9 protein-coding genes are annotated in these 14227 nt (G+C 57.7%); 6 read left to right on the top strand and 3 right to left on the bottom strand.

What is annotated here, in order from left to right:
- Window positions 1-172 precede the first annotated feature (172 nt).
- The 6 genes from glgX to QP381_RS05850 all read left to right on the top strand — a co-directional run bounded on the left by glgX (window position 173) and on the right by QP381_RS05850 (window position 10592).
- The gene (gene glgX, locus QP381_RS05875; protein WP_285068071.1) at window positions 173-2467 is read left to right on the top strand and encodes a glycogen debranching protein GlgX; all 2295 of its coding nucleotides are present in this window, start codon (window positions 173-175) and stop codon (window positions 2465-2467) included.
- Between the two features lie 53 nt (window positions 2468-2520).
- Window positions 2521-3621 (top strand): tryptophan--tRNA ligase, encoded by a 1101-nt coding sequence (gene trpS, locus QP381_RS05870; RefSeq protein ID WP_285068070.1) that lies wholly within the window; start codon window positions 2521-2523, stop codon window positions 3619-3621.
- A 141-nt stretch (window positions 3622-3762) separates the two neighbouring features.
- Window positions 3763-4524, top strand: a complete 762-nt coding sequence (locus tag QP381_RS05865; protein WP_179369747.1) for a VIT1/CCC1 transporter family protein — start codon at window positions 3763-3765, stop codon at window positions 4522-4524.
- Between the two features lie 131 nt (window positions 4525-4655).
- Complete coding sequence (locus QP381_RS05860; protein WP_179369748.1) at window positions 4656-6704, top strand: alpha-1,4-glucan--maltose-1-phosphate maltosyltransferase; 2049 nt, start codon at window positions 4656-4658, stop codon at window positions 6702-6704.
- Between the two features lie 91 nt (window positions 6705-6795).
- On the top strand, window positions 6796-8997 hold the full coding sequence (glgB, locus tag QP381_RS05855) for a 1,4-alpha-glucan branching protein GlgB (RefSeq protein WP_285068069.1): 2202 nt from the start codon (window positions 6796-6798) through the stop codon (window positions 8995-8997).
- A gap of 137 nt (window positions 8998-9134) precedes the next feature.
- Window positions 9135-10592 carry a phosphotransferase gene (locus tag QP381_RS05850; protein WP_285068068.1) on the top strand — a complete coding sequence of 486 codons (1458 nt, stop codon included), beginning with the start codon at window positions 9135-9137 and terminating at the stop codon, window positions 10590-10592.
- Between the two features lie 90 nt (window positions 10593-10682).
- Here QP381_RS05850 and QP381_RS05845 read toward each other — a convergent pair whose 3' ends face one another.
- The 3 genes from QP381_RS05845 to QP381_RS05835 form a co-directional block, all read right to left on the bottom strand.
- Complete coding sequence (locus tag QP381_RS05845) at window positions 10683-11570, bottom strand: tetratricopeptide repeat protein (protein ID WP_179369751.1); 888 nt, start codon at window positions 11568-11570, stop codon at window positions 10683-10685.
- A gap of 71 nt (window positions 11571-11641) precedes the next feature.
- Entirely contained in the window at window positions 11642-12697 is a 1056-nt protein-coding gene (locus tag QP381_RS05840) for a hypothetical protein (protein ID WP_285068067.1), read from the bottom strand.
- The gene (locus tag QP381_RS05835; RefSeq protein ID WP_285068066.1) at window positions 12658-14187 is read right to left on the bottom strand and encodes a hypothetical protein; all 1530 of its coding nucleotides are present in this window, start codon (window positions 14185-14187) and stop codon (window positions 12658-12660) included. The genes QP381_RS05840 and QP381_RS05835 overlap by 40 nt, the downstream gene beginning before the upstream one ends.
- Between the last annotated feature and the right edge of the window lie 40 nt (window positions 14188-14227).

Below are 14227 nucleotides of genomic sequence, written 5' to 3'. Positions count from 1 at the left end.
ACACGCTTTGACTACGTTGCGTCAGAAACCTTGCCGGCTTGCAATAATAGTGCGGGTGGTCGCGCACACTTTTTGAGTATGTGCGCGATACGTTGACAAGAAGACGCAGTTCCCATCAACAGTTTCTTGAACCGTTAGCGTTCAAGCACGTTCTGGCTAGAGAGAGGACATCATGGGCCACGACCATTCGCACGATCACTCGGTGGCGCTCGTGAATGTTACTCAGCCGAACCCTGTTCCTCCTCGCTTCGGTGTCCATGTTGCAAACGGTGGTCTTGACGTTTCCGTCGTGGCGCGTTGCGCGACGCACGTTGATTTCTGTGTTCTGGACTTAGACGACTCTGAAACGCGGTATGCGCTGATTCCTAGCAATGAGGGCATTTGGCACGGTCATATCAATGGCTTGGGTGTGGGCACGCGTTATGGTTTCCGCGCTGATGGCCCGTGGGATCCCGATCGTGGCTTCTTCTATAATCCGGCGAAGTTCCTGTTGGATCCCTACGGACGAGGTCTCGAGGGAAGCGTTGACATGAGTGCCGCAGTCTACGGGCATATCGTTGACGAGAACCTATATCCGACTTCTTATCCGTTTGCGCGTTCGCCTCTTGATTCGCGTGGGCATGTCCCCTGCTCCGTTGTCGTTGATTCCCGCTTCCCCGTGGCACCAAAGCCACGCGTCCCGTGGGAAAAGACGATTGTGTACGAGGTCCATGTCAAGGGCTTTACGAAGAACATGCCGGGTATTCCTGGCGAATTACAGGGAACATACGCGGGCTTGGCACATCCTGCGTCAGTGGATTACCTGAAGAACCTGGGAATTACTTCCATTGAACTTCTCCCCGTTCACGCGAAGTGTGAGGAACCGTTCCTATCGGAACGTGGTCTGACTAATTACTGGGGTTATTCGACCCTGAACTTCTTCACTCCCGAGCCTTCTTACGCAACTCATTCAGCGCAAGACCGTGGCGCCCAAGCGGTCGTCGACGAGTTCCGCGGAATGGTGTCGATCCTGCACGAGGCAGGGATCGAAGTCATCCTTGACGTCGTCTACAACCACACGTGTGAAGGTGGCGACTCCGGCCCGTCACTCTCGTGGCGTGGACTCGATTCTGACCTGTATTACCGCCACACGAACACGGTTCCCGTCGCCTGTACTGACGACACGGGCACCGGAAATACCATGAACGTCGACAATCCCAAGACAATGTCGATGATCCTCGATTCCCTGCGCTACTGGGCAGACACAATGGGCGTCGACGGTTTCCGCTTCGACTTGGCCGCAACCCTTGGACGCTTCGCCACGGGATTCGACCCGAAGCACCCGTTGCTGATGGCAATGGCAACCGACCGAACACTGTCAACGGCAAAGCTCATTGCTGAACCCTGGGATATCGGCCCCGGAGGCTGGCAGACCGGCAATTTCCCACTCCCCTTCTCAGAGTGGAATGACCACTACCGCGGGGCACTGCGCGCCTTCTGGCTCTCCGACGTTCGTTCCCTAGTCGAAGGTCACGGCGCGTCTGGCCCGAATAACCTAGCGACCCGTTTGGCCGGTTCCCGCCCCGTTTTCGATCATGGCACCGGAATCGGACGCGGGCCTCGTGCTTCAATTAACTTCATCACCGCGCACGACGGCTTCACCCTCGCTGACCTAACGGCGTTCGATACCAAACATAATTGGGCGAACTTGGAAGGCAACCGCGACGGATCGAACGACAATCGTTCATGGAACCACGGAATTGAAGGCTGGGTCGCATCAATCGCGAACATGACCGACGATGAAGGTGACCCGGTTGAGGCAAAAGAAGCAATCGAAACGACCTCTCGTCGTCGCTACCAGACCCAGCGCAACATGCTGACCTCCCTGCTCATTTCTGCGGGCACCCCAATGATTCTCGGCGGCGATGAATTTAGTCGCACTCAGCAGGGCAATAACAATGCGTACTGTCAGGATTCCCCGATCTCGTGGTTCGACTGGAATCTGACACCCGCGCAACTGGTACACAAGGACTTCGTTCGTTGGTTGATCGGCCTGCGTCAAGCTCACCCCGTATTGCGCCCCGATATCTACGAATCAGGTGCACCCGTACCCGGCGATTCAATCCCGGATGTGGCGTGGCTGGATAAGACCGGTGCTCCCATGCCGACAGAAGGCTGGGCTCTTTCCGACAATCGCGTGTTCCAAATGTTGCGTTCGGGCGTACGTTGGAACGACCGCGACGCTCTGGTCATTGTGAACGGCACTTTGGACGAGCAGGATGTGAGCCTTCCGACCGGCCACGGCGTCGATTGGCTCGTATGTGTGAATACGGCGTGGATTCGCCTTGACGAGGGTGTTCAACCGGGGACCGATCCTCTCGCATTGAGCCTGAGCCTGGGACAGGTCGCCAATGAATCCATCGTGACTCTTCGACCGAACTCGATGCAGGTCTTGCTTTCCGATATTGCGGTACCGCCCAAACGCTAACTGCGGGCGGACGCGAAATAGCGTTAGGCGCGTCTTTCGATAGAATCACACCCATGACTTCCAGTGAAGACGCACTTGCACACTCGACATCCGACGCATCGCTTGCTCGTTCGAAGGCTCGTTCAGCCGAAATCGACCTGGCCATCGATGAAGATCCCACTCGCTTCCGTATCCTGACCGGTGACCGACCGACCGGGCATCTGCACCTCGGTCATTACTTCGGTACGCTCCGTAACCGTGTTCTGTTGCAGAACCGTGGCGTTGAAACGTGGGTTCTGGTTGCCGACTATCAGGTGATCACGGACCGTGACGGCGTTGGCCCCATTCGTGAACGCGTCCTTGGTCTGATTGCCGACTACATTGCTGCCGGTATTGATCCGGAGCGTTCGACGATCTTCAACCATTCTGCCGTTCCGGCGCTCAACCAGCTGATGCTCCCCTTCCTGTCTCTGGTCACCGAGTCTGAGTTGCACCGAAACCCTACGGTGAAGGCAGAACTCGAAGCCACCGACGGTCGCGCTATGACTGGCCTGATGCTGACTTACCCAGTTCACCAGGCTGCTGACATTCTGTTCTGCAAGGCGAATCTTGTTCCCGTTGGTCAGGATCAGTTGCCACACTTGGAGCAGGCTCGCCTGATCGCCCAGCGTTTCGATAAGCGCTATGGTCGCGCCAATCCTGAGGTTCCCGTCTTCCGTCGTCCCGAGGCCCTTTTGTCCGAGGTCCCGCTGTTGCTCGGCACCGACGGCATGAAAATGTCCAAGTCGCGTGGCAACACGATCGAACTTGGCATGACCGCTGACGAAACGGCGAAGATCCTGAAGAAGGCGAAGACTGACGCTGAGCGCACGATCACCTACGATCCCGCGAATCGTCCTGAGGTCGCGAACCTTTTGATGCTGGGCTGCCTGGCGTCCGGTCAGGCTCCCGAGGCAATTGCCGAGCAGATCGGCGATAAGGGTGCCGGCACGCTCAAGATGTTCGTCACCGAGGCCCTCAATGAGATGCTTGCTCCACTGCGCGAAAAGCGTAGCGAACTGATCAACAACGAGGACTACTTGCTCCAAGTGTTACGACTTGGTAACGAAAAGGCGAATGAGCAGGCGAACGAGACCCTCCACGAGGTACGTACCGCCATGAAGATGAACTACTGAGCCACCATTTTCGCTGGTCAGACCGGCTAGCTATGGGTGCCCTCAGAGCATTGAGGGCACCCATTTTTAGGTAGTACAAAGGTCCTAGAGGCGCGCTTTTCCTTGCTAGCGGAGCAGTCTTTTTCTCCCTAGCTTGAGAGAATGACAACTCTTATTCCGTTCACTTTTTCCGACTCTGTCAAGTGCTCACCCGTCATTTCAGTTGCGCCTGTAGCCCAGAAGAAAGAGTCTCTTGCTGCTCGCCTCAACTGGTTGCGTGCAGGCGTTCTTGGCGCCAATGACGGAATCGTGTCGATTTCGGGCCTTCTTGTTGGCGTCGCAGCTGTGAACCCGGCAAACACGAAGGCCATCGCTATTGCGGGTGTAGCCGGGATCGTTTCTGCAGCCCTATCAATGTCCGTCGGCGAATACGTCTCCGTTTCCACCCAACGTGACACGGAACGAAAGATTGTCGCCGACCAGAAGACTGCCCTGGTGGCTGATCCAGCTGGTCAAGAAAAGCGCCTTGCGTCCTTGTGGGAAGAACGAGGCCTGCCGAAAGACACCGCGACCTTGGTAGCACGGACGTTAAGCGAAAGTGACGCACTGGATGCTCACCTGTCGCTTGAGCACAACATTGACCATGACGATCTGACGAACCCGTGGGTGGCAGCGGGATCTTCCTTCCTTGCCTTCCTCTTTGGATCGCTCCTCCCTCTGCTCACGATGCTGTTGTTCCCACCCAGCATGCGTATCCCCGCAACATTCGCCGCCGTCCTTGTTGCGCTCGGTTTGACTGGGTGGATCTCAGCGATTCTTGGTCGTGCACCTCGCCTTCCCGCAATTGCACGTCTGCTCGTTGGCGGCAGCGTCGCAATGACACTGACCTTCGCCGTCGGCCACATATTCGGCGTCGCAGTCTGAAAAACGCGGCCGGCCTCGTCAATTCGGCGACGAGGCCGGTTTGGTTTATCTGAAACTGACCGCATACGCAAACACGAACCAGCAGCCCCGCGCTGACCACGCGAGCGCCCCAACTGACGTAGGCTGGTGACGTGAGCGACATTCTTCTTCCTCGAATCCCAGTCACTGAAGTTTTCCCTGTCGTTGAAGACGGCACATTGGCCGCAAAGGCAACAGAAAACGAGCCTCTTCCCATTCGCGCGACGGTTTTCCGTGAAGGACACGACGCATTTGCGGCCGAAGCGGTCTTGATCGACCCCGATGGTGTCGAGCACATGCGCGCTCCAATGGCGGACATCGCACCCGGCCTTGACCGATACGAAGCGTGGGTCAAACCCGATCGCCCCGGCACGTGGTCTTTCCGCGTCGATTCATGGTCGGACCCCTATGCCACGTGGCGTCACGACGCAACCATCAAAGTTGACGCAGGTGTCGACGTCGAATTGATGCTGGAAGAAGGCGCACTCCTGATGGAACGCGCCATCGACGGAAAAGCCCTGAACAACCCCCTGCAACAGCCCCTCGATGCCAAGGATGCCGAGGTTCTGCGTGACGCCGCAGCCCACCTGCGCGATACGTCACGTTCGGTTCAGCAACGCCTGTCCGCGGGCGTGTCGTCACATGTGCGCGCCGTGTTCCGCGCCCACCCCGTACGTGACCTTCTTGGGTCTTCACGCGAATACCCTCTGGCCGTTGCCCGTGAGCGCGCCCTGACCGGTGCTTGGTATGAGATCTTCCCGCGTTCAGCCGGTGCGTTCCAGCGTGAAGATGGATCGTGGGTGTCGGGAACTCTAAAGCAGGCTTCCTACGAGCTCGACCGCATTGCTGAAATGGGCTTCGATGTCGTCTATCTGACACCTATTCACCCGATCGGCACGACAAATCGTAAGGGTAAGAACAATACACTGGTCGCCTACGAGGGCGATCCGGGTTCTCCCTACGGCATTGGGTCTCCCGATGGTGGACACGATGCGATTCACCCCGAGCTGGGCGATTTCAATGATTTCGACGATTTCGTTGAGCGCGCGTTAGAGCTTGGACTTGAAGTCGCCCTCGACTTCGCGTTGCAGTGCTCCCCCGATCACCCGTGGGTCACCGAACACCCCGAATGGTTCACAACCCGCGCCGACGGTTCGATTGCATTCGCGGAGAATCCGCCGAAGAAGTACCAGGACATCTATCCGCTGAACTTCGACAACGACTATGACGGCATCTACGAGGCCATTCGTGATGTCCTCGAAGTGTGGATTGAGCACGGCGTGACGATCTTCCGCGTTGATAACCCGCACACGAAGCCGGTGCGTTTCTGGCAGGAAATCATCGCTGACGTTCACGATACGCACCCGGAGATTGTTTTCCTCGCTGAGGCATTTACTCGCCCCGCGATGATGCGCACTTTGGGCGCAGTCGGATTCGATCAGTCCTACACGTACTTTGCCTGGCGTACTGAAAAGCAGGAGATCGAAGAGTATCTGACCGAGGTTTCGACGCAAACCGCTCACCTGATGCGTCCGAGCTTTTGGCCGACCACTCACGATATTTTGACCCCGCAGATGACGACGGGCGGTACCGCGATCTTTGCGATTCGTGCAATGCTCGCCGCTCTTGGCGCTCCGAACTGGGGGATTTACTCGGGCTACGAGTTCGTTGAGAATGTTCAGCGTCCCGGCTTTGAAGAGCAGAACGATAACGAGAAGTATGAGTTCCGCCCGCGTAACTGGGAAGATGCTGAGCCTCTTGGCATTACGCGCTTGTTCACCCTGTTGAATGCTGCTCGCGCGAAGCACCCTGCCCTGCGTCAGCTTCACCAGCTTCGGATTCACCCGACCTCTCACCCAGAGATCATGTGTTTCTCCAAGCAGGTTTCCGGAGTATTCACCGAGTCCGGGAACACGGACACGGTGATCTGCATCGTGTCGCTCAATCCTCATGAAGGTGTGTCAGGCACCGTGCACATTGATCTGAACGACCTGGGAATTCAAACCGCCGGTGGTCATTTCCGCGTTGTCGACGAGCTTGATGGCACCACCTACACCTGGGGATCCGAAGGCTGGGTTGATCTTTCCCCCGTTACTCGTCTTGGTCATGTGTTCTCTGTTGAGCCCACAACTGACCTCGAACCTTGGACCAACCGACACTGACATCGAGAAAGGACGGCTCTCACGGTGTCTTATGGCGAATTTTAGTGTCGCCCATCTCACAAAGATGCCGATGACGTGCGAGAATGTGGACATGACTAATGACTTGACCCCCATCCCCGTGGATCTAGCGACGCTCGATGCCGTTGGCAACGGCGCTCACTACAATCCTCACTCTGTCCTCGGCGCACATATTGGTGATTCATCAGTCACCATCCGCTCCGTTCATCACCTTGCTGATGCAGTCGACATTGTCACCGCAACCGCAGCGTACCCCGCGACCCATGAACACGCCGGCGTGTGGGTTGGCGTCCTTCCCGGTGAAGAAGTCCCCGACTATCGCGTTCGCGTCACCTACGGTGATCAGATCACGACTCTCGACGACCCCTACCACTACCTGCCAACGCTCGGCGAGATGGACACCTACCTCATCTCCGAAGGCCGTCATGAGCAGCTCTGGAAGGTTCTTGGCGCGCACGTTAAGCACTACAGCGGCGACATGGGCGACGTCGACGGTGTTGCCTTCGCCGTGTGGGCACCGAACGCACGCGCTGTCCGCGTTGTCGGCGACTTCAACTTCTGGGACGGCACCGCAACCGCGATGCGTTCCCTTGGCTCGTCCGGCGTCTGGGAAATCTTCGTCCCCGGCGTCAAGGTAGGCGCACGCTACAAGTTCGAAATCCAAGGTCCCGGTGGCAACTGGTTCCAGAAGGCTGACCCCCTGGCACGCGCCACCGAAATACCGCCGGCAACCGCCTCCGTCGTCACCGACTACTACCACGAGTGGACCGACGAAAAGTGGATGACTGACCGCGCCGAGCGCAACGTCCATGAAGGCCCGATGTCGATTTACGAGGTCCATGCTGGATCGTGGAAGCAGGGTCTGGGCTACCGCGGACTGGCTGACGAGCTTGTCCCCTACGTCAAGGAAATGGGCTTCACGCACGTTGAGTTCATGCCTCTGGCGGAGCACCCCTTCGGCGGGTCGTGGGGCTACCAGGTGACCTCGTACTACGCACCCACCTCGCGTTTCGGCACACCCGACGATTTCCGCTACCTTGTCGACGAATTCCACAAGGCCGGAATTGGCGTCATTCTCGACTGGGTTCCCGCCCACTTCCCAAAGGACGACTGGGCGCTTGCTCGTTTCGACGGCACTCCCCTGTATGAGGATCCGGATCCGTTGCGTGGCGAGCATCCTGACTGGGGAACCTACGTCTTCAACTTCGGTCGTCGCGAGGTCCGCAACTTCCTGGTTGCGAACGCCCTATACTGGCTCGAAGACTTCCACATTGACGGTCTGCGCGTCGACGCTGTCGCCTCGATGCTCTACCTCGACTACTCGCGTAAGGACGGCCAGTGGCGTCCAAACCAGTACGGTGGCCGCGAGAACCTTGAAGCGATTGAATTCCTGCAGGAAGCCAACGCGACTGCCTACCGCACGCATCCTGGCATTGTCATGGTCGCGGAAGAATCAACCGCATGGCCGGGCGTGACCGCACCGACCAGTGGTGGTGGCCTGGGCTTTGGCATGAAGTGGAACATGGGCTGGATGAACGACACCCTCCACTACATGGCAGAAGACCCGGTGAACAGGCGCTGGCACCACGGCGAACTCACATTCTCGCTGGTCTACGCATTCTCTGAGAACTACGTGCTACCGATCTCCCACGATGAAGTTGTTCACGGCAAGGGCACCGTCGTCGAGAAGATGCCCGGTGACGACTGGCAGCGTTTCGCTGGCACCAAGGCGCTGTACGCCTACCAGTGGTCGCATCCCGGCAAGCAACTCCTGTTCATGGGTCAAGAGATCGCCCAGCGCCAGGAATGGAACGAGTCCTACTCGCTCGACTGGTGGATCACCGACTTCGAAGGCCACGCTGGCGTTCAAGCGCTGGTCTCCCGACTCAACCACCTGTACGCCCACAATCCTGCTTTCTGGGATGACGACTACACGGGCTTCGAGTGGATCGATGCGTCCGACGGGGATCACAACCTCATCACCTACCTGCGTAAGGGCAAGCGCGAAGGCACCGAACAGCCGGTCGTCGTCTGCGCAGCAAACTTCGCTGGTAACCCGCATGAGGGCTACCGAGTGGGACTGCCCTTCGGCGGTGAATGGACTGAAATCCTCAACACCGACTCCGAAGAATTCGCAGGCTCCGGCGTGACCAACCCAGGTGTGATCATCGCAGAACCGATCCCGTGGAACGGCCGCCCGTTCTCAGTCGAGCTGCGTATTCCGCCGCTCGGTGGACTCTGGCTGGCACCCGTCACGCCTGACACAAAGCACTGACACCTTCAGGGCGGACTCATTCATCGAACGAATGTCGATAGAATGAGTCCGCGTTTTGTGTTGCCCCCGCAAGGGCAGACACACATGCACCGCGCGCCATCAACCGATGCTCCCCATCCGTCAAAGGAGACTACACAGTGAACACCTCGACCTCGCACCTGTCGTGGCCCGCAGATGAGGACCTCCTTGCCGGGCTCCACGCATGGATGCAGGACCGCCGTTGGTTTCCACTGAAAGGTGACGCAGCACCGACACTTGATGAACTCAGCATCCACGCCGATGTTGCATTGGGCGACACGATTCGTGATCTGTTGATCAGCGCGAAACGCCCCGACGCTCTCGACGAGGCCCCCGTTCTGATCCACGTCCCCTTGGCCCTAGCACCCGCTTCAGACCTTGATTCCTTTGCTGTCGCCGGCGAAATCCTCGGATCGCATGGTTTCGTCATGGAAAGTACCCCCGAGGTCGCATTCATTGACGGTCCGCACCATCCAGATTTCTGGCGGGCGTGGGCGAGGCTTGCCCACACCCAGGGATCGTTCCTTGACGATGAGGGCATCGCTGCGATCGAAAGACGCGCCAATAGCGGACGAGTCATGACCGGTGAGCAGTCGAATACGAACGTCGTCATGCGTAGCGGTGAAGGTGATCCTTATGCTGATGACATCGTCATCAAGCTTTTCCGCGTCCTCGCCGCAGGTCGCAACCCCGATGTCGAGGTGTCTGTTGCATTGGCAAAGGACGGGTGGGATCGCGTCCGCACACCCGTCGCATGGTCCACACTCACTTGGAACGACGCTCTAACGGGCGAAACCATCCTGACCGACTCCGCGGTAGCCTGCACCTTCATTCCAGCCGCTGACGACGGTTTTGAACTCTTCTGCGACTATGCCACCCGTGACAACCCAGCGAATGGAACAGTTCGTAGCTCCGCAAGAGCACTAGCATTCACTCTCGGTCAAACGACCGCCCAGATGCACTCCCATATGGCCGCCTCCCTGGGTACATCCGCCCCTGTTCCCCCATCAGAGCTTGCCCACTCCCTGCGATCGCGCGCCTCGTGGGCGCTGGCAGAAGTCGCCTTCCTTGCAGAACGCATCCAGAATTTCGAAGAGAAAGTCGACCGCGTCTACGCGCGCCTCGAGGCTCTCGATCGCCTCGATGAAGCAACACGCATCCACGGCGACTACCACCTGGGGCAGGTCCTCCACGAAAAGGATCTTCCCACAGGCGTAGAACCACGCTGGTTTGTTCTCGACTTCGAAGGCGAGCCCCTGCGTCCGCTTGCCGAACGCTCAATGCCTGACCAACCCATGCGCGATGTTGCCGGCATGCTCCGTTCCTTCGACTACGCGGCAGCCGTCGGAAAAGCCACCGACGAAACATGGCGAACCGACATGCGCACCGCTTTCATCGATGGATACCGCGATTCATTCGGTGACATGAACGAGGCAGACAAAGAACGTAAGCGTGCACTGATCGTGGCCCTCGAACTCGACAAGGCTCTCTACGAAGCCGTGTACGAAGCACGAAACCGCCCCGACTGGATTGACATTCCAGTACGAGCCATCGAAGCTCTCATCACTGAAGACTAAAAGCGCCATCCCTGCGTCAACCACTGCGGGGCGGGCATCACCACGATGCCCGCCCCGCAGAGTCTAAGAAAATCTTACTTTCTACGTCGCTCACACAAGCACGAGCGTCGACAAAATCATGCGCGCCTTCATGACGTCGGGAGAGTTACCGGCGACGCGGAACAGATCCAGCAAGCGCAACCGCGCTGCATCCTTTGCTTCCGTGTCATCGGCCGTCGCAATGATCTTCAGCAACAGGTCAAACGCACCTTCATGATCACCGGACGCAAAGAGAGCATCAGCATGGGCCGCCGGATCAGACGCATCAGCTGAAGCACTCCGCGCAGCAACACGCACACGCGCCAAGTGAGCCTTCGCGGCCTCGTCCTTCGGATTCAGATCCAGGACCTTCTCCCACAAAGCGATCGCTTCATCCAGCTGTCCTGCTTCTTCGGCGCCAAGAGGAGCCTCGTGTGCAGGCGGAATCGGAGTAGCCGTATCCTCTTCGGACACCGCAATACGACCGTTAATCCCCATCTGAGCGCCAGCATCCAACACCTGATCAATGATCGGGCGCACCTGATCCTTCGGCGCAATTCCCTGGAACAACGGAAGCGGACGCTGATTCATCAACGCCATAACGGCGGGTACACCCTGAATCTGGAACGCCTGCGCAATGTGAGGCGACGCATCAACATCGCCAGTCGCCAACTGGAAACGACCCGCATAGTCGCGAGCAAGATCCTCCATCGAAGCAACAAACGGCTTCGACTCCAATTGTGACGACGAATACATGACAATGATCACCGGAACGGTCGCTGAATTCGCCATCAGATCTTGGAAGTTCTCTTCACTGACCTGCACAACCAGTGGCACATTCAACCCCACCTGAGCCTCAGGTGAGCCCGTTTCCTGGCCAGAAACCTGAGCGGAAGCTAAAGCCCCCAGCTCCACTGCCCCATGGGAGTCAGCAGGCATCATGCTCGATTCATTCGGCATTGTTCCTCCAATGCATTTCATACATACGTCGGCGGTAGTACCAATCAAGCGCCCCTCGAAGTGTGAGAACTCTAGTTACCGGGGTTCGTTGATTCGTCCATCGTCACGGATTCAAGAACACGTTCAGCGCCGATAATACGCGCGACACCGCCTTGTTCGCTCGACGGAATGTTCATCATCACGGTCGCCACGTAGGTTGCAACCGCAGTGCCCTTGACCGAATCATCATCTCCTGCGTTCATGGTTGCCGTCTGGCCCCCCAGTCGCATCGTCGAGCCGGCAACCGTACGAGAGTACGTCAACGTGTACGAGAATGTCGTAGCGACAAGAGCCGAACCATCTTCCAGTACAACGCCCGTCACCGGGTTCTCCGTCAGTCTTGCCGACGCAGTCACATTACCGGCAGCTGCCAGCGAGGAATTCAACGACGATGCCGCATCAAGGTACTTGGACGTGAACTCGTCCGAAGCGAAGTGTTCATTCGAAGACAAAGATGCGTTCAGCATGTCCACATACGCTTGCGCAGCGTCACCGGGTGTCATGACAAACCCCTCGGTGTCATTCGTTACGTATGCCGACCCCTTCGTCACCGCAGGGGTGGTCAGCGAAGTTCCCCCGAGCATACGCGCCCACGCAACCAGCGAGTATTTGCTACGAGCATCGTTCTGCACGAGCATCTCGATGACGGGCAACTGCGACGTGTCGGCTTGGCGGATATTCACGATGGCACGAGGCCACTGCAACGAGTTTGTCACTGCTGTCGTCTGAGGAGTCAGGTCAAGCTGGGTAACAGCCTCACCGGACGCAACAGAGTAAGCGTATTGGGCTTTACGCATACGAGCTGCGCCACCGGAAATACGGCCGTCAAAGACGTCACCATTGAGCGCTTCATCAGCACTGTTCAACGTTTCTTGAACCTCTGCCAGCGCTGACGAAATCCGCTCTTGATCAAGGTTCGGCGAAACGGAGGCCGACTGGTTGGTGTCAGAAACAGTCAGTTCTCCCCCGCCACATCCAGCCAGGCCAAGCGTCGCTACAAGAGCAGTCGAAAAGACGAGAGTGCGTCGTTTCATTGCAATCTCCTTCGTCAATTCTTCTTCAACCAGCGAGACATGAGCTTCGTCCACGAGTCACTTCCGCTACGGGAAGCAGACGAGGATTCTTCAGACTCTGATCCCGCAGACTCATCAGAATCGGTCTGGTGCACAATCGGAATCAGGCCGGTGTGGAACTCGCGTCCATCAATCACGATCTTCTCTTCGCCCTTCTCACGGGCTTCGCGCAGTGCGCGACGGCTTGGAAGTGTGACGCCGGGGCGGATGCTCGACAGATCGATGATGCCGGTATCGGTTGAGACCTTCTCGGGCGGATCCTGGTCTTCGGTGCCCGCCCATTCACCGTGGCGACCAGCCACCGGCTTCACAGTCTCTTCTGCTTCGGGGACTTCTTCTGAGGTGTTGTCTTCGCCCCCAGCTGAATCTTCAGATTCAGCTTGAGCAACCTGCTCACTGTCGCCGGAAACAGGGTCACCATCGATGGTCACATCATCGAAAGTGGTTGCGTCACTGGTTTCTTCAGTGGTTTCGCCGCCGTTTAGTCGGTCATCCGTCGCCCATTCGTCGATTGCCTGAGCTACTGCCTCTTCAGAATCGCTGACCTTGTCTGTAGCTTCAGTATCTGCGACTTGGAGGGCGTCATCAGAAGTGTCCTGTTGCGCAGACTCTTCGTTTTCCTCGGTGGAAGCGTCCTGAATAGAAGCTTCTTCGGCCTTCTTTGCATCGGCTAGGGCGCTCACCGCATTAACGTCAATTGCTTGAGTCTCGGTCGAGTCAGCGCTACGACGCTCTTCCAGCGCCTTCGCGCGCTCAGCACGATGACGAAGAAGCTGGTAACGGCTCAGGAATGCCACACCTGCGATCAACGCAAACAAGATCGCAAGAATAAAGGAAACAATCGCAAGAGTATTCACACTACGGGTTGCCCACGTCAGTGTCAGGGTCGTATCAGAAGCACCCGACGTAGAGACTGCCAGCACCGAAAGACCAGCGGAAACATCATCTAAAGACACGGATACCGTGCCCTCACCCGTCACGGAGTGCAACCACATATCAGACTTGGATGCGTCGGCAACCAACTGAGCAGGCTCAGTCCCCACCTGAGATTGAGTAGCACCAGACTGTGCACCAGACTGTGCACCTGACTGAGCACCGGAGTGCGCCGTATCCGAGCCAGACTGAGCACCAGACTGTGCACTCGACTGACCGGTATCACCAGCAACGCCTTCGTGCTGATTCACCTTCAGGACACTACGATCCGAGGTCAGACCAACAACTTCGGTGTAGGGATCGTTCCCGATCCAACCGAGGACGTCACCGGGAGTGCCGACACCCAGTGTCAGCTCAGCGCCCGATTTTGACGTCGCCGTCACGACAACGTTCTTGTCAAGCAACGGCAGAACGCGGTCACGCGTCATGATGATCGCCGTTGGCGACTCAATAGACGACGACAGTTCCTTTGGTGGCTGAAAAATGGTCAGAGCAAGGACACCAATGATCACAAAAACCAGTGCGATCGCGCCAGCGGTGGTAGCAGCGGCGTACGCCTTGATTCGGTTCACGCGTTGCCTCCTCGGTTATGAAGTAAAGACTCTAACCGTT

The sequence above is a fragment of the Pauljensenia sp. UMB6358 genome (assembly GCF_030216865.1).
Classification (GTDB): domain Bacteria; phylum Actinomycetota; class Actinomycetes; order Actinomycetales; family Actinomycetaceae; genus Pauljensenia; species Pauljensenia turicensis_A.
The sequence above is the reverse complement of the archived record's forward strand: the minus strand, read 5'-3'. Positions and strand labels throughout refer to the sequence as shown.

Excerpts from the sequence above, each read along its gene's own strand:
- glgX (WP_285068071.1), top strand. The coding sequence starts at position 173 with ATGGGCCACGACCATTCGCACGATCACTCGGTGGCGCTCGTGAATGTT.
- trpS (WP_285068070.1), top strand. The coding sequence starts at position 2,521 with ATGACTTCCAGTGAAGACGCACTTGCACACTCGACATCCGACGCATCG.
- QP381_RS05865 (WP_179369747.1), top strand. The coding sequence starts at position 3,763 with ATGACAACTCTTATTCCGTTCACTTTTTCCGACTCTGTCAAGTGCTCA.
- glgB (WP_285068069.1), top strand. The coding sequence starts at position 6,796 with ATGACTAATGACTTGACCCCCATCCCCGTGGATCTAGCGACGCTCGAT.
- QP381_RS05845 (WP_179369751.1), bottom strand. The coding sequence starts at position 11,570 with ATGCCGAATGAATCGAGCATGATGCCTGCTGACTCCCATGGGGCAGTG.